10 protein-coding genes are annotated in these 16,991 nt (G+C 66.0%); 3 read left to right on the top strand and 7 right to left on the bottom strand.

Annotated elements, in window-relative coordinates:
* The first annotated feature begins 57 nt into the window (after positions 1–57).
* Positions 58–432, top strand: a complete 375-nt coding sequence (locus tag KYK13_RS16615; protein ID WP_223645489.1) for a DUF1622 domain-containing protein — start codon at positions 58–60, stop codon at positions 430–432.
* A gap of 220 nt (positions 433–652) precedes the next feature.
* Entirely contained in the window at positions 653–2,974 is a 2,322-nt protein-coding gene (locus tag KYK13_RS16610; protein ID WP_223645488.1) for a PAS domain S-box protein, read from the top strand.
* 48 nt (positions 2,975–3,022) lie between these two features.
* Here the strand turns inward: KYK13_RS16610 and KYK13_RS16605 are convergent, their stop codons facing one another.
* The 4 genes from KYK13_RS16605 to carB all read right to left on the bottom strand — a co-directional run bounded on the left by KYK13_RS16605 (position 3,023) and on the right by carB (position 13,733).
* Positions 3,023–3,379, bottom strand: a complete 357-nt coding sequence (locus tag KYK13_RS16605; RefSeq protein WP_223645486.1) for a hypothetical protein — start codon at positions 3,377–3,379, stop codon at positions 3,023–3,025.
* Positions 3,376–9,474: an RHS repeat-associated core domain-containing protein gene (locus tag KYK13_RS16600; RefSeq protein ID WP_223645484.1), complete on the bottom strand. Its 6,099-nt coding sequence runs from the start codon at positions 9,472–9,474 to the stop codon at positions 3,376–3,378. The genes KYK13_RS16605 and KYK13_RS16600 overlap by 4 nt, the downstream gene beginning before the upstream one ends.
* 747 nt (positions 9,475–10,221) lie before the next feature.
* The gene (locus KYK13_RS16595) at positions 10,222–10,419 is read right to left on the bottom strand and encodes a hypothetical protein (protein ID WP_223645482.1); all 198 of its coding nucleotides are present in this window, start codon (positions 10,417–10,419) and stop codon (positions 10,222–10,224) included.
* Positions 10,420–10,481: 62 nt separating this feature from the next.
* The gene (gene carB, locus KYK13_RS16590) at positions 10,482–13,733 is read right to left on the bottom strand and encodes a carbamoyl-phosphate synthase large subunit (protein WP_223645480.1); all 3,252 of its coding nucleotides are present in this window, start codon (positions 13,731–13,733) and stop codon (positions 10,482–10,484) included.
* A 142-nt stretch (positions 13,734–13,875) separates the two neighbouring features.
* Between carB and KYK13_RS16585 the strand changes: the two genes are divergently transcribed.
* Positions 13,876–14,607 carry a hypothetical protein gene (locus KYK13_RS16585; RefSeq protein ID WP_223645478.1) on the top strand — a complete coding sequence of 244 codons (732 nt, stop codon included), beginning with the start codon at positions 13,876–13,878 and terminating at the stop codon, positions 14,605–14,607.
* A 32-nt stretch (positions 14,608–14,639) separates the two neighbouring features.
* Here the strand turns inward: KYK13_RS16585 and KYK13_RS16580 are convergent, their stop codons facing one another.
* The 3 genes from KYK13_RS16580 to rsmD all read right to left on the bottom strand — a co-directional run bounded on the left by KYK13_RS16580 (position 14,640) and on the right by rsmD (position 16,990).
* The gene (locus tag KYK13_RS16580; protein WP_223645476.1) at positions 14,640–15,833 is read right to left on the bottom strand and encodes a pyridoxal phosphate-dependent aminotransferase; all 1,194 of its coding nucleotides are present in this window, start codon (positions 15,831–15,833) and stop codon (positions 14,640–14,642) included.
* A gap of 69 nt (positions 15,834–15,902) precedes the next feature.
* Complete coding sequence (coaD, locus tag KYK13_RS16575; RefSeq protein WP_120547330.1) at positions 15,903–16,385, bottom strand: pantetheine-phosphate adenylyltransferase; 483 nt, start codon at positions 16,383–16,385, stop codon at positions 15,903–15,905.
* A 47-nt stretch (positions 16,386–16,432) separates the two neighbouring features.
* Positions 16,433–16,990 carry a 16S rRNA (guanine(966)-N(2))-methyltransferase RsmD gene (gene rsmD / locus KYK13_RS16570; RefSeq protein ID WP_223645474.1) on the bottom strand — a complete coding sequence of 186 codons (558 nt, stop codon included), beginning with the start codon at positions 16,988–16,990 and terminating at the stop codon, positions 16,433–16,435.
* Position 16,991: the final 1 nt, after the last annotated feature.

Genomic DNA, 16,991 nt, shown 5'->3' with positions numbered 1-16,991 from the left:
GGGACGGGGTGGCTGGCCGCGTTGGCGCATCGCACCTTCTGGGGAAGGGAGCGGCGGATGCGATTCGTGGACTTCGTGAGCCTGGCCGCCCAGCTGTTCGAGGCCTCGGGCGTGATCGTGATGGTGGTGGGGGCGGCGGTCTCCGTGGCTTTCGTCGTCCGGGACGCACGGGGGGCACGCCAGGCGAACCCCTACCGCCAGCTGCGCCAGTATCTGGGCCGCGCCATCCTGTTGGGGCTGGAGCTGCTCGTCGCGGCGGACATCATCCGCACGGTCGCCGAGGCGCCCACGCTCAGGCAGGTGTTCATCCTGGGCCTCATCGTCCTCATCCGGACCTTCCTCAGCTTCACGCTGGAGGTGGAGATCGACGGACGCTGGCCCTGGCAGCAACGCCCCCGCGCCGAGGACAGGGCCGGCCCGCCACGCGTCTGATGGTGCGGAAGGCATGCGCCGGAAGAGAGGGCCCGGCTCCCTGCCATATCCGTCATTGGGTGACAGCCGGACAACGGCTGCGTCTCCGGGTGGGCACGGGCTGACCGCATGAGACCGGGATGCACACCCTCCAGGTCAGGCCACTTCCATGAGGGGAAGCGGCGTCACGAGGCCCTGCCTCCAAGCTCGCCAGGAAGGGTCGGTGCCAGAGGAGGCGTGCGTGGAGAGCCCCAGCGCAAGCTTCGACCGGGAGGACTCCGAGGCGCGCACCGATGCGCACTCCCGGCTGCTCCTCGAGACGCTGGTCGCCAGCACGCCCGTGGGGCTTGCCGTGGTGGACCTGGAGCAGCGCTTCGTCCAGGTCAACGACGCGCTGGCGGAGATCAACGGTGTCCCCCGCGCCGCCCACCTGGGCCGCAAGGTCCAGGAGATCGTCCCTGAGATGTGGCCGACGCTGCGGCCCCAGTACCAGCGCATCATGGACGGCGGGGCCGCGCAGACGGTGGAGGTCAGGGGTGTCACCGCCAAGGAGCTGGGCGTCGAGCGCCACTTCCTCGTCAGCTACTACCCGGTGCGCACGGGCGCGGGAGTCCTCCTGGGCATCGGCGTCATCGTGGTGGAGGTCACCGAGCAGCGCAGGGCCCATGACGCGCTGGTGGCCAGCGAGCAGCGCTACCGCTCGTTGGTGGAAGCCATGGCGCAGCCGGTGTGGACAACCAACGCTCGCGGCGAGGTGTTGGAGCCCGCGCCGCGCTGGATGGCCTTCACCGGCCAGACGCACACGGAGCACCTGGGGCTGGGCTGGCTCGCCGGCATCCACCCGGATGATCGAAAGCGCGTGGTGCGAGGCTGGGTGGAGTCCCTGCGCACGAAGAAGTCCTACCGGGGCGAGTTCCGCCTGCGCTTCCACGCGGGCGGCTATCGGGACGTGGTGGGCCGGGCCGTACCCGTGTTTGGTGACAAAGGCACCATCCGCGAATGGGTCGCCACGGCGGAGGACATCACCGAGCGCAAGCAGGCGGAGGCCCAGGCGGAGAACGAGCGCGCGAGGCTGCGCGCCGTGCTGACGAGCGCCCCGGCCTCCATCGCCATCCTCTCCGGCGAGCGCCAGGTCTTCACGCTGGTGAACCCCCTCTACAAGTCCCTGTCCGGGGGCGCGGACCTGATGGGCCTTTCCATCAAGGACTTCGACAGTGAGCGGGCGGTCGAGTACTCGCGGCTGCTGGACAAGGCCTACACCGAGGGAGAGCCGTTCGTGGAGAAAGAGGTCCCGGTCACCCTCAACCTCGAGGGTGATGGCATGAAGGCGACGCGGCAATTCGACGTGGCGTACCAGCCGCTGCGCGACGTGAAGGGCCACGTGGACTCCGTGCTGTCATTCGCCATCGACGTGACGGAGCGGGTGGAGGCGCGCAGGAAGCTGGAGGAGTGGGCCGCCTCGCTCAGCACCCAGCAGCAGTGGTTGGAGGCGGTGCTGGACCGCACGCCGGTGGCGATGATCCTGGTCGAGCCCTGGACCGGCCGCATCCTCTTCGCGAACCAGGCGGCCAGGCAGATGGCCGGTGGTGAAATTCCCGGTGGCCTGAGCGAGGAGACCTACAGCCAGGGTTCGCACCGTTTCACGGATGAAGCAGGCCGTGAGCTCCGCATGGATGAGATCCCCGGCATCCGCGCGGTGAAGGGCATCCCGGTGCACGGCGAGGCAGTCGTCTGGCATACGCCCACCGGGCACTACTCCCTGCTGGTGGAAGCGGCTCCCCTGCCCGCCCAGCACGGCCATCCGGACACGGTCCTCCTGGCGCTCCAGGACGTCACCGAGCTGCGCAAGACGCAGGCCCAGTTGCAGCACGCGGTGTCGCTCCGGGACGAATTCCTGACGGTGGCGTCCCACGAATTGAAGACGCCGCTGACACCGTTGCAGCTCAGGCTCCAATCCCTGGTGAGGGATGCACAGGCGGAGCAGACGCTGGAGGCGCTGCGGGAGCACGTGGTGAAGACGGCGGAGACCATCTCAGGGCAGATCCGGAAGATGACCACGCTGATCAACGACCTGTTGGAGGTGACACAGCTCACGGGCCCCTCCGCGCCGTTGCAGTTGGAGGACGTGGACCTGGCCGACGTGGTGCGCACCGTCGTGGAGCGTTTCCAGCCCCAGGCCGCGAAGGCGGGCTGTGAGTTCATCGTCGAAGCGCCCCCGGGCATCGTGGGCCGTTGGGACCGCCACCGGCTGGAGCAGGTGGCGAGCAGCCTGGTGTCCAACGCGCTGAAGTACGGCGCCGGGCACCCGGTGACGCTGCGTGTGGAGCGTCACCGGGGCCGGGCCAGGCTGAGCGTGAGGGACGAAGGCATCGGCATCGCGCCAGGAAGCCTCCAGGCCATCTTCGAGAAGTTCACCCGCGCCGTTTCCACCCGGCACTACGGTGGCTTGGGTTTGGGCCTCTTCATCACGAGGCAGATTGTCGAAGCCCACCACGGCACCCTGCGCGTGGACAGCCAACCCGGGCAGGGCGCGACGTTCATCGTGGAACTGCTAGTTCGATAGTCGGCCTGCCCTACCAGAGCCCGAATGCCGAACCAGGAGCCATCTGCACTAAATCTTCAGCAAAGCAGGGTCGAACCACACATCCTGATAGTCACCCGCCACAAGGAAGCGCCACCCAGGAGCAAGACCGAGGAATCGAACAATGCCTGGGCAAATGCGAGGCAAGTGCGCGACATGCATCGGCTTGAAAAAATCCGGATCATCTTGCGGAATGTCCCCCTTCCCAGCCCATATGTACCAGCCCGCAGTCCCATTCTCAATGGGATGCCTCAACCCATTAATTGGGAGAAGCCCGGACTTGACGTTATCAGCAATGCCAATCTTCATGTTCTCGGGGCTGTCAACAAATTCGGCACCATACTGATCGCAGACCGCAATCTGCTCACGCCTATCGATCTTGTTCATCGCTTGATCAATCTCCTCATCGCCATAGAGAACTGCCGCAAAATCCCTCCTTGCCGAGCCGAGCACGTAGGGCACTGTGGCCGAACAGCCTCAATCGTCCTCATCTTCTGCAGGTCAATCTTTCCGGTCTCGTAATGTTCCACAACGAGCGGCTTGATATGATCAGCCCTCTGGTTGGGAGTAACAGCACCACAATCAGCACATGGCTTTCCCTGAACGGACGCCCGCATCTCCGGTGTCGTTGCATTTGCGGGTCTCGCGTAAGGCTCAGTCGCAGGGGTTTCGGTCAATGGTGGCGCAACCGTCGTGTCGTTCGACGATGGCTGCGAGCCATCATTCGCCGACAACTCACCGGGATTTGCGAGGATCGTGAGTGCCACACCTGCCGCAAATGGCACTTGAACCTGCAATAGCGAAACCGATACGGCGTAGCTCGCCATGAACTCTGCGCATTGAGGATCTTTTGCGCACTCAGCCACTCCTTCCCCCTGGGCCGACGATGCCGAAGAAATATCTGTCTCACCGGCCTCATGAAGCCCAGTTGTGTCGACCATCACGACAGGAGAATTTGCTGCATATGCATATGCCCCCATAGAACGGCCTTTCTCCAAAGCCGCGATCATCAATACGGGCTCAGCTACAGCAGGGTCAGGAGCAAAGAACCTTCCAATGCTTGCGTCGTAGTACCGGTTCCAGTTTTCAAACAGCTCGGTTTCCGAATCATAATACTGTCCCGGGTAACGCAAAGGCAGCCACACCGGCTTAGTGGTGGGCTCATATCGGCGATACTCGAAGCCGCTGAGATAGGCCGTAGCATGAGTCTGGCTATCATTATCGAGCGCAATAACCACATAGAAGGTGCCATCCGAGGGGGTATTCACCCAGCCAGGCGTAAGCACATGCCCCCTGGTTCCCCCCACTAGCTGTCCATCCCCGCTGTTGGCGCCCTGCAAAGGAGTGCTCTGGGCATCAGAGAGATAAACACCCTCTTGGACCCCTACGGAAACCCACTCAAAGCGGCCTCGGACCTGGGTGACCAGCGCCGGGTTCGCCGGCGCCTGGAGCGTCGCCATGGAAGGGATGGGATCCTGAGCCGCAGCATATTGGGCAACGCGATTGACATGGCCGAATGGCTCGTAATCCCCCGTCCCGCTGATCCGTCCCTTTGAATCCAGCAGGAGAACGGGCTTCCCAATGCCATCCGTCACTGGGAAGTACGTGCCGCAGGGAACGTCCGACTCCACACTGAAACGCGCGCAGTCCTGGGTGTTATCCGCCATCCGCACGAACGATGTATGTTCGAAGCGGGACTTGATGATCGCCACGGGCCGACCATCCAGCCACACGTACTCGTCCAACACATAATCCGTCGTGCTCGGATTCGCGGAGATCTGCCCCACATCCACCAGCAATTGCGTGCCTGAGTAAAAGTACTCGTCTTCACGTCCGTCCCAACTGCGCTTCAGGCGCCGCCGACCTGCCGCGTCGTAGAAGTATTCGTAGTTGCTGCCCGAACCGCCCGTCTGAGTACTCGAAACCTGCCGGTAGACCGCCCCGAGGTCCACGGGGGAAGCCGTGGTCGCATTGAGCGTCAGCGAGTAGTACGGAGAAGGCGACGTCTGGGTGAGATACCAGGACGCATTGCTCATCCGGCCCGCCATGTCATGCTGATAGCGGGTCGTGATGCCGTAGCTCAGGCAGCCGACCTGCCCAGTCGGGCACGCGGGGGCCGAGTGCTTGCGGGTCACAAGCTGATCCACTCTGGGGAAGGCGCTTGTGTACTCGGACTGTACCGTGAAGTTGTTCTGAGTTTCGCTCGTCCGGTTGCCGCGCGCATCGTACGAATAAGACATAGTCCGATCCGTCACAGACATATTTCCGCCGACCCCATGCCCATTACGCACGCGGCGCAATTGGAGACGAGCATCATACCCTGGCTCTCCAGATGGCCCTGCGTAGTCCTGCGTGGCGGGCATCTGCGTGCTCGAGGTCTGAAGGATGCACGTGTCCTCTCCCAACAGTTGGTCGGCCTGGTAGCGGTAGGCCCGCTTGAAGACGTCTCCTGTGGTGCTCCGGGTAACGCTCAAACCTGAAAGCCGACCAAACGGAACGCCCGCGGAATCTACCGCCTGCGAGAAAGAAGCCGTGGAGCAGTCTGCAATCCCCGCGTTACTCCCCCCCTGGTGGTAGCGAACCTGGGCGGAAACCGGAATGCCCGACTCGCCTCGAGAATGCACCCGGTACGCCTTCAAGCCACCGTAGGGTTCCCACTCCACCGCAGTAATCAGGGGGTCCTGGCCCGAGCTGCCGTCGGGATACAGGTGAGCCGCATAGATGTCGCTGATCCGGTGAGGCATGCCCGTGCTGGCCGCGTAGTAGCGGTATTCGATACCCCGGCCATACGGGTAGATTTCACCCATCAACCGCCCAGCGTAGTCGTAGGAGTAGAAGTGGTTCGGGCTGTCCTTCCCAGAGAAGAAGGGAGACGTATTGCAGCCCTGCGACGGAGGGTGCGTCTGCGCGCCACGGACGCGGTACTTCGCGGTGACGCGCCCGAAGGCATCGTACTGGAACCAGGTCGATCCAAACGAATCCACCATGACGTGCTGCTGCCCGGGGAAGGCCGCCGGACACCCCGTGGGGACGCCAGGAACCTGCCCTGCGTACCAATACTGGTAGAGACGCTCGGACTGCGTGCTCCTCCGCGCGTCAGCCCAGAGCTGCCGACCGATGGCATCGTACTGATAGGCCGTCCAGCTCGCCGTCTGCGCCATGCTGGAGGTCTGCTTGACGATGGGGTTGCCCAGGGTGTCATAGGCGAACTGGATGACGCTGGGGCCCGCGGATGGCGTCTGACCCGGCGTGGCGGCCATGCCCCACGGGGCCTTCACCTCCAGCAGGTTGCCGAAGTCGTCATGCAGGTACTCAATGGCCGGCTGATTGGCGCAGGTATCCAGCGTGGTGCCGGCCGCGCAGCCCTGCTTGATGCTCCGGACGTTGCCCGCGCCGTCGTAGGCGACGTGGGTCGCCGTCGCCGCCGGACCACCCGCTGGGCCCGCCGCCTCCAGCATCGACACCAAGCGATTGAGCCGGTCGTACTCGAAGGCCCGGCACTCGGGAGGCAGGGTAGTCAACGCCCCGCTCGAATTGAAACCGCCGCAGAACGCAGCCGGACGGCCATAGCTGGCGAGGTACGGCAGCCCTTCACGGATGGGGTTGTTTTCAGAGTCAAAAAGCTTCGTGTAAGAGTACGTCGAGTTCCAGCTGGCTCCTTCGCCCCACTCTTCACCAAAGCCCTGGAAGGTCGGCCGCCCCAGCGGGTCCGCGTCATACGTGCGACGCGACCGGAGCACGCCGCCCGCCGCCAGCGTCTCCTCCTTGCTGAGCCGTCCCCAGCGATAGAAGTAGTTCACGCGCTCGCTGTAGTTCGCGCCCGAGGCAGAAGCGGCTGTCGCCTTCCACTGCAGCTTATCCGTCAGCGTCCCGCCCACGCAGCCACTACTTCCCGTCCCGGTCCGGTAGCACTGCACCTCGTAGCGCCCATCCGGGTGCCGGATGTAGTCGCCATGCAAGCCATTGTCATAGCCATAGTCCGTGACCAGGTCCGCCAGCAGCCCCGCCTTCACCGTCTTGCGGACCAACTTCCCCGCCGCATAGGCATAGCGCGTCTGGATGCCAGCAGAGTCCGTGCTCTGCAGCAGCCGGCCCGCGTCGTCGTAGGCGTCGTAGGTGGTGTCGAGATAGGGCGCCGTGCCACACTGCCCCGCACTGACAAGCTGCGTGAATACGCGCTTGCGCACCAGGTGCTGCTGCTGGCCGTTGGACGCCGTCGCCGCCCCGTAGAAGTAGTGCGTGACTGGCGCAGGACCATTGCAAGACGTCGCCGTCTCACTCGAGACCCAGCAGGGCCCTTCGATTTCCACAGCGCGCGCCTGCGGATCCGCGTTCGCCTGGGACTCCGCCGAGCATGAGCGATAGGTGCGATAGAAAGTCGCCAGGTGCTTCAGCGTGGGCGTACCAAAGCTGGTCGTGAAGTCCCAGGTGTACCCACTCCGAACCTTGGCCATCAGGCGGTTGGTCGTGGGCTCGTATTGATACGTCCACGTTGCCTGAGCACTGGGGCCCACCCGGCTGGCCATGGCGGAGGTCCCCGTCTCCGTCTTCAACTGCTGCTCATACCCCGGATAGGTGCCGGCACGGCCATACTCGTAGGAGTAGAACTTCGTGAGCAAAGCTCCATTGCCCGAGTAATCCAAAGCGCCGAATTCCGCCTTGCGCATCTCTCCTGGCTTCATGTAGAGGCCGAGAGGAATCTCCGCCCGGCTGCCGTTTCCATTCGTAGCCAGCGCATTGGTGTAGACGGAGTAGAAGCCGCGCGCGTCCTTCTGGTTCTTGGCCATTCCAGTCCAACGTTCATAGTAGGGGGCGTCCCCAAGGTACTCGGCGTTCCAGCCGCGCGGATGCTGCGGCGTCAGGCTGATGCCCACGCCCTTGCAGTATGGCTCATTGTAGAAGCCGTCCGTCCCACACTTGATTTCAGCGCCCGTGGTGGTGACACCATGGGTCCATGAGTTCGTCGCAATGAACGAACGCACCAGGTTGGCTCGGGACTGCTGAAAGCCATCTCCGGCACTCACCAACTCGTCGAAGCTCTGCTTCTGTGAGCTCGCACAGCTTCCGCTCAGCATTCCGGGGCCACACCATGGCCCCGTGACGGCATTCACTGCCGTAACCCACTGCTTCCTCCAGGAATCCTCGTCCTCTTTGACATAGAACCGCTGGCGGTCCAGAAGCTTGTTCGAGACGAGCACTCCGTCACGAAACACCTTCCACCGCACTGTTCCAAACGTGGCTCCCAGGTCCGACCAGATGTAGGTCATCTGCGTCGGCACCGGGGCCTCCGCGCCCGCGGGCACGTTTGGCGCCACGCCCACATAGTAGCGGGCGCCTCCCAACATGCCGGCGGGATTCGAAACCACCAGCCCGTTGATGTCGTGCATCGCGAAGTCGTAGGTCACCACATTGCGCGTCCCCAGTCCCGTCCCCGACGTGCCCTCCTCCAGGTCGACCTTGGAGAGGACACACTCGTGCGTGGAAGTCAGCGTCGTGTCCTGGGTCGGCAGGGCGGCGTACGAGAAGGCCAGCCGAGCGCCATTGGCCAGGTTGACATAGCGAACCATCGCTGTAGGCCTCGCGTAAGTTGTCGAGGGTGCCGTGCAGCCCGCCGGCGTCGCCGTGTGATACTGAAGCGACGCGATCAGGCGCCGGCCGGCATTTCCCGCAACCATGCTCGTGCCATAGGAGGTAGGCTCAATCTCCGTCAGGAAAAAGGCACTACTCCACCGCGTATGGGGAAGGGCAACCTGCGTCTGTCCCCCAACCAGGACGTCCTGAGTGTAGCGAAAACGGCCCTCGGGGCTGATGAGCGTGAAGCCGTCGCCGTCCCACCGGAGTTTGACGTGCTGATCACGCGTCGAATACGCGAACGTTCCCGGCGTCTCCAGGTCAAAGAGGTCGAAGCGGTAGGTGTTTCCGGATGGGGCCACCACCGTGGCGAAATTCCGTTCAACGACATCCGTTTCCGAGGGATCTTTCAACCTGTTCACCCCCATGAGGACGTAGCTGTAGAGATTGTGCGTCCAGCGGAAGGAATTACTCGTCCCGTTTGGACTCATCACACGCCCGAAGGGCGTGAGCATCCGCTTCTCCGGAATCCCCAGGTCGTTCGCCTCGGTGGACGCAGTGAAGGTGCGGGTGAATGCGAAGTCACCAATCGCCGAAGACAGGCTGAAGTCCGTCTCCGTGTATGTGGGACGCAGAGACCCGACAGGCACCGCGGCCTCCGTAGAGACCCCTGCGCTGCCTGGCCCCCCCAGCGGCGGCGCCGGACTGAGCGGAGCCTGATCCACACGCTGCTGTACCTGCTCATTGGTGTACTCGGTCGCCACCGCCACGCCGAGTCCCACCAATACCACGCCACTGACAATCAGGCCCCGGACGGCCCCTCTGCTCCATCTCTTTTTCATCACGGTTCCTGCGCCTACGTTGGGTTTTCCGTTGTCTTCCACGTTGCCTTCCTCTCGAAACTCACTCATTGCGCGGGTCCTTCGCCGGCTCCGCGGCCAGACGGGGCTGACACAATCCCTCACGCGTATTCGAATCCAGGATTGCGCAGGGCCAGCCCGCCGGGCATTCCTCGTTCTGCGAGCAAGCCTTTGTGCAGAAGTAGCCCTGCCCCAATCCCGCCCCGGGCGCGTGCACGCATCGGCCGCTCATGCATGCGCTGTCGCCGCCGTCGACACAGGACTCCCCCACTTCACGCTTGGGTGCGTCCGCGCTGAGCGCTTGGGGCCGCCATTCGGTGACGACCCTGCCTTCAGGCGAGGCTTGCGGCGGCGGAGACTTCGTAGATTCCCCTTGCGGCGTACAACCCAGAGCCAGGGCGAAAAGCCATACAACCATCCATCGGACGTTCATCACGCGCACGTCTCCTCATGACGCACACGTCTAGGGACGCGGCGCCTGTTTTCCTCGAATATGTGGAAAGGAGCCCCTGCGATGGGGCAGCCCTTCATGGCCGTTGATACAAGACGCCCTGAAGGCAGACTCCTCCTGTGAGGAATCGGGCCTCAGGGTCGACTCGAATGAAGGGGAGCGACTACAACTACGGGCCTACGTTAGTACCAGAGTCCCCAGGCTTTGCAAACCTGGGTCTAGGACGACGCAGCTCCACGTTGCCTCAGTGAGTTCGTGAATGCCTCATGGAGGCCAAGACGGGAGGACTCAGCCGATGTCTTCAACACACCGAAGCCGGGCCCTCCACTGCCAGGCTCACTGCCCTGTCACAGAAGGTACTCCTCGGCCCAGATGCGTCGCTGGCGCATGACCCAGGCGAAGACCTTGTTGGACCAGAAGCCCGCCATCGTGAGGGTGTCCTGGAATCCCGTCTCCGCGCTCACGATGTCCCAGGCCCCTGCTTCGTTCACCGCCTCCACGTTGAACGCCAGGGTGTGCTGGAAGTCGAAGTCCTCGATGCGCATCCATCCCCCTCCAACAGAAATCCGCGGCCCCGGTCGCCCAGGGGCCGCGGACCCTGACGCTCCTACCGGCGCGCCTGGGGCACGCCGTTCTCGCCGTACAGGTAGCCCTGCAGCGGCTTCACCGCGAGCTCCGAGCGCTTCAGCGACTCCAGCGCTCCCACCGCCATGCGCGCCGCCTGCACCGTCGTGTAGTACGGCACCGAGTGCATCAGCGACTCGCGGCGGATGGAGAAGCTGTCCGCGATCTCCTGCTTGCCGAAGGTCGTGTTGATGACCAGGACGATCTCCCCGTCGACGATCTTGTCGACGATGTTCGGCCGGCCCTCCTTCACCTTCTGCACGAGCTGCGACTCGATGCCCTTCGTCTGCAGGTAGGTGTGCGTGCCCGCCGTCGCCGTCAGGCTGAAGCCCAACGACCGCAGGCGCCGCGCCAGGTCCACCACCGCGGGCTTGTCGTCGTCCTTCACGGAGATGAAGACCCGGCCGCTCTTGGGCAGCTTCACGCCCGCCGCCAGCTGGCTCTTCGCGAACGCCGACGCGTAGTCCTCCGCCAGGCCCATGACCTCGCCCGTGGACTTCATCTCCGGGCCCAAAATCACGTCCACCCCGGCGAAGCGCGCGAACGGGAAGACGCTCTCCTTCACCGCCACGTGCCGGAACTCCGGCTCCTCCGTGCGGCCCAGCTCCTTCAGCGTCTTGCCCACCATGCAGAGCGCCGCGATCTTCGCCATCGGGACGCCCGTCGCCTTCGAGATGAACGGCACCGTGCGGCTGGCGCGCGGGTTCACCTCCAGGATGTAGATGTTCTTCCCCTGGATGGCGAACTGCACGTTCATCAGCCCCACCACGCCCAGCTCGCGCGCCATCGCGATGGCCTGGTCCTTCATCCTCTCCACCAGGTCCGGCGACAGCGAGTGCGGCGGCAGCGTCGCGGCGGCGTCACCCGAGTGCACCCCCGCCTCCTGGATGTGCTCCAGCACGCCGCCAATCAGCACCTGACCCGTGCGGTCCGCCACCAGGTCCAGGTCCACCTCGATGGCGTCCTTCAGGAAGCGGTCGATGAGCACCGGGTGCTCCGGCGACGCGCTCACCGCCTCGCGCATGTAGCGCTCCAGGCTGGCCGCGTCGTAGACCGTCTCCATCGCGCGCCCGCCCAGCACGTACGACGGACGCACCATCACCGGGTAGCCAATCCGTTCGGCCACCTTGAAGGCCTCCGCGTGGCTGCGCGCGACGCCATTCTCCGGCTGCCTCAAGCCCAGCTTTTCAATCAGCTTCGCGAACTTCTCGCGGTCCTCCGCCCGGTCGATGGCGTCCGGCGACGTGCCCAGAATCGGCAGCCCCGCCTGCTCCAGCGGCACGCTCAGGCGCAGCGGCGTCTGCCCGCCGAACTGCACGATGGCGCCCAGCGGCTTCTCGCGCTGGGACACCTCCAGCACGTCCTCGATGGTCAGCGGCTCGAAATAGAGGCGGTCGGACGTGTCGTAGTCCGTGGACACCGTCTCCGGGTTGCAGTTGACCATCACCGTCTCGTACCCGGCCTCGCGCAGCGCGAAGGCCGCGTGCACGCACGCGTAGTCGAACTCGATGCCCTGGCCGATGCGGATGGGACCGCTGCCCAGGATGAGCACCTTCTGCCGGTCCGTGGGGGGCGCCTCGTCCTCCTCCTCGTAGGTGGAGTACATGTAGGGCGTGTACGCCTCGAACTCCGCGGCGCACGTGTCCACCCGCTTGAACACCGGACGGATGCCGCGCGCGTGCCGGTGAGCCCGCACCTCCGCCTCCGGGTAGCCCATCAGCACGCCCAGGTACTTGTCGGAGAAGCCGTGCGCCTTCGCCTGGCGAAGCACGTCGTCCGCCAGATGATCCAACCGGCCGATGTCCGCCAGCGACTGCGCCTCGCGCACCAGCGCCTCGATGTGCCGCAGGAACCACGGGTCGATGGCGGAGAGCTGGTGCACCTGCTCCACCGTCATGCCCTCGCGGAACGCCTGCGCCACGAACCACGGGCGCTCCGGGCGCGGCACGCGCAGGGCCTCGTGCAGCACCTTCTCCCGCTCCTCCTTCTCCGCGGGCAGCTCCGGCGACTCCAGGCCCACACGCCCCAGCTCCATGGAGCGCAGCGCCTTCATGTACGCCTCGGGGAAGGTGCGGCCAATGGCCATCACCTCGCCCACCGAGCGCATGCTCGTGGTCAGCGTGCGGTCCGCCTTGGGGAACTTCTCGAAGTTGAAGCGCGGCACCTTCACCACCACGTAGTCCAGCGTCGGCTCGAAGGAGGCCGGCGTGTCGCGGGTGATGTCGTTGCGCAGCTCATCCAGCGTGTAGCCCAGCGCCAGCTTCGCGGCGACCTTCGCGATGGGGTAGCCCGTCGCCTTGGACGCCAGCGCGCTGGAGCGCGACACGCGCGGGTTCATCTCGATGACGACCATGCGGCCGTCGCGCGGGTGGATGCCGAACTGGATGTTGGACCCGCCCGTGTCCACGCCAATCTCGCGGATGATGGCCAGCGAGGCCTGCCGCATGCGCTGGTACTCGCGGTCCGTCAGCGTCTGCGCGGGCGCCACCGTGATGGAGTCACCGGTGTGCACGCCCATCGGATCCAGGTTCTCGATGGAGCAGATGATGATGACGTTGTCCGCGGAGTCACGGACCACCTCCAGCTCGTACTCCTTCCAGCCGAGCACGCTCTCCTCCACGAGGATGGTGGAGGTGGGGCTCGCCTTCAGGCCCGAGCGGCAGATGGCCTCGAACTCCTCGCGGTTGTACGCGATGCCGCCGCCCGTGCCGCCCAGCGTGAAGGACGGGCGGATGATGGCCGGGAAGCCGATGTCCTCCACCAGCGCCATGGCCTCCGTGAGCGTCGTCGCGTAGCCGCTCTTGGGCAGCGCCACGCCAATCTTCTGCATGGCCGCCTTGAAGAGCTGACGGTCCTCCGCCTTGTTGATGGCCTCCAGCGACGCGCCGATGAGCCGCACCCCGTACTTCTCCAGGATGCCCCGCTCCGCGAGCGCCTTGGCCAGGTTGAGCGCCGTCTGCCCACCCATGGTCGGCAGGAGGGAGTCAGGGCGCTCGGCCGCGAGGATCTTCTCCGCCGCCTCCACGGTGATGGGCTCGATGTAGGTGCGGTGTGCGAACTCGGGGTCCGTCATCACCGTGGCGGGGTTGCTGTTGAGCAGCACCACCTCCACGCCTTCGTCCCGAAGCGCCTTGATCGCCTGGGTACCTGAGTAGTCGAACTCGACGGCCTGCCCGATGACAATCGGGCCCGAGCCAATCACAAGAACCTTCCGGATATCGGTACGCTTGGGCATCGGGCGCCCCCCATACCAACGTCCGCCCCCACATGCACGCGGTGCGTTGTGACATGCGGAGGAACCGTCCGACGCTTGCCCGCTCGGAGGACCCCGCCCCGGCGTCCTCTGCTACGCTGCCGCGCTTCCCTCCGGAGGTTCCATGCGTCGCTGGCCCCTGGCCCTGCTCGTACTTCTCTCAGCGCCTGCCCTCGCCCAGGACACCGCTCCCGCCGCCACGCCCGCCCCCGCCGAGCCCACCCCGGCCCCGGAGGCCCCCACCCCGGCGCCGACGCCCGCTCCCCAGGCTCCCCAGGCTCCCGCGCCCAAGCCTCCCGCGCCGGCTCCTCGCAAGCCCACGCCCGCCCCCACCCCGCCCCCAGGCTCCGCGCCCGTGTCCCCCACGGCGCGCCCGCCGACGCCGCCCACGCCCTCCTCCGTGGGCACGGTCCCGTTGGGCCCCGGCCGCGAGGGAGCGCGCCCCAGCGAGGAGGACCTGTCCCCCGAGGGCCTCGCCCGGACGATGATCCACAACGAGGCGCGCTTCCTCTTCCAGAGCCTGCTGACGGGGGATGTGCGCAACGCGTCCGCGGAGCTGTCGTACCCGTTCCAACTGGAGGACAAGCGCTTCAACACGGCGGACGAGCTGGTGCAGGCGTGGGTGAAGCAGCTGCGCGCGCGGCGCACGGACCTGGTCACCCTCTACGACATCGAGGTGCTGCCCATGGCGGAGATGGAGAAGAAGTACGGCAAGCCACCCGCGCGCCTGGGGCTGGATCCGCGCGCGCTCAAGGACACCTGGGCCGCGGTGGGCAACCTCTCCGGCCACGCGGCCATCTTCCTCTTCCGTGGCAGCCCGGACCTGAGCTGGCACGCCTTCGCGTACACGGACTGAAGCCGGCACGCCGCCCCCCGGCGTTCCCGCCGTCAGCCCAGCGCCGCGACGAAGTCACGCAGGCGCGTCAGGCCCTTCTGCAGCACCTCACGAGAGGTGACGAAGCTCATGCGGATGTAGCCCGGCGCGCCGAATGGATCTCCCGGCACCGCCGCCACGAGGAAGTCGTTGAGCAGCGCCTCGGAGAGCTGGAGCGAGTCCGTCAGCGGCTTGCCCTTGTACGTCCTGCCCAGGAGGGCGCGCACGTCCGCCATCGCGTAGAAGGCGCCTTCCGGCAGGCGGCAGCGGATGCCCGGGATGGCGTTGAGCCCCGCGACGAACAAGTCCCGGCGCTCGCGGTACTCGTTCACCATCGCGGTGATGGTGTCCGATGGGCCGTTGAGCGCCGCCAGCGCCGCCTTCTGCGTGATGGAGGACGCGTTGGACGTGGACTGGTCCTGCACCAGCTGCATGCCGGAGATGAGCGCCTTGGGTCCCGCCGCGTAGCCCAGCCGCCAGCCCGTCATCGCGTAGGACTTGGACAGGCCGTTGGACACCAGCAGCCGGGGCAGGAGGTCCGGCGCCACGTTGCCGATGTTGAGGAAAGGCTCCTTCGTGTAGAGGAGCTTCTCGTACATGTCGTCCGTGACGAGCAGGCAGTCGTGCCCGCGCACCGCGTCCGCGATGCCCTCCAGCGTGGCGCGCGAGTACACCGCGCCCGTGGGGTTGGCCGGGCTGTTGAGCACGATGGCGCGCGTGCGCGGGGTGAGCGCCTTCTTGATGGCCGCGGGATCCGGCGCGTACCCGTCCTCCTCGCGCGTGGGGACGATGACCGGCGTGCCGCCCGCCAGGTGCACCATGTCCGGGTAGCTCACCCAGTACGGCGCGAAGATGATGACCTCGTCGCCTTCATCCAGCAGCGCCTGGAAGCAGTTGTAGAGCGACTGCTTGCCGCCCGCCGTCACCACCACCTGATCCGGCGCGTACTTCAGGCCGTTGTCCTTCTCCAGCTTGCGGCAGACAGCCTCGCGCAGCTCCGGCATGCCCGCGGTGGCGGTGTACTTGGTGAAGCCCGTGCGGAGCGCGTCGATGGCCGCCTGCTTCACGAACTCCGGCGTGTCGAAGTCCGGCTCGCCGGCGGCCAGCACCACCACGTCCTTCCCGCTCGCGGCCAGCGCCTTGGCGCGCGCGTTGAGGGCGAGGGTGGCGGAGGGCTTGATGGCTTGCAGCCGGCGGGCGAGTTTCATGCGCCCTGCCTAGCGCGGAACCTCCGAACCCGACAAGCACTACGAGGACATGGGGTTGCCCGGCCGCCGCTAGGGTTTCGGGCCGAACTTCTTCTTCAGACCCGCGTTGACGTTCGGGGGGACGAGCCCTTCCACGTTCCCTCCGAAGGTGGCGACCTCCCGGACGAGCTGCGAGGAGATGTAGAAGTAGTCCTCGCCCGTCATCATGAAGACGGTGTCGATGTCCGGCGCCAGCTTGCGGTTCATGTTCGCCAGCTGGAACTCGTATTCGAAGTCCGACACCGCGCGCAGCCCGCGGATGACCACGCTCACGTTGCGCTGGTGCACGTAGTCCACGAGCAGGCCGTGGAAGGCGTCCACCTCCACGCGGGGGTCGTTCACCGCCTCGCGGATGAGCTCCACGCGCTCCTCCCGGCTGAAGAGGGGCGTCTTCTTCGGGTTCACCGCGATGGCCACGATGAGCCGGTCGAACATCTTCAGGCTGCGCTGGATGAGGCTCAGGTGCCCGTTGGTGAGCGGATCAAACGAACCAGGATAGATGGCAACCGGCATGGGTGCTCGGAAGTCTCGGCGGGCCCACGGGGCGGGTCAAGCGGACGTCACGGCGCCCGGTAGAAGCTCACCAGGGTGTCTCCGAAGCGGCGCTGGTCCTCCCGGGCCAGCCCCGCGTGGGCGTCCGGGGCCGCCTCCCGCTTGTCGTGCTCCACCACCACCGTGCCGCCCGGCGCCACCAGCCCCGCGGCCACCACCGCCTCCAGCACCGTCTCCACGACGCGCGCCGCGTAGGGCGGATCCGCGAAGATGAGCTCGAACTTCTCCCCTTGCTTGCCCAGCGTCTCCACCGCGCGGGCCACGGGCTGCGCGAGGATGGACACCTGGGAGGCGAAGCCCAGCGCGTCCGTGTTCTTGCGGCACAGGGCCAGGGCCTCGCGGTCCTGGTCCACCAGGACGAGCCGGCCCGCGCCCCGCGACAGGGCCTCCAGCCCCAGGGCCCCGGTCCCCGCGTACAGGTCCAGCACGGCCTGGCCGTCCAGGAACTGGCCCAGCATGTTGAAGATGGTCTCGCGGACCCGGTCCGCCGTGGGGCGGATGTGTCCGGACGACGCCTTGGGCCCCGTCAGGGCCCGGCCCTTCGCGCTGCCTGCCACGATGCGCATG

The organism is Corallococcus sp. EGB, assembly GCF_019968905.1.
GTDB lineage: Bacteria > Myxococcota > Myxococcia > Myxococcales > Myxococcaceae > Corallococcus.
The sequence above is the reverse complement of the archived record's forward strand: the minus strand, read 5'-3'. Positions and strand labels throughout refer to the sequence as shown.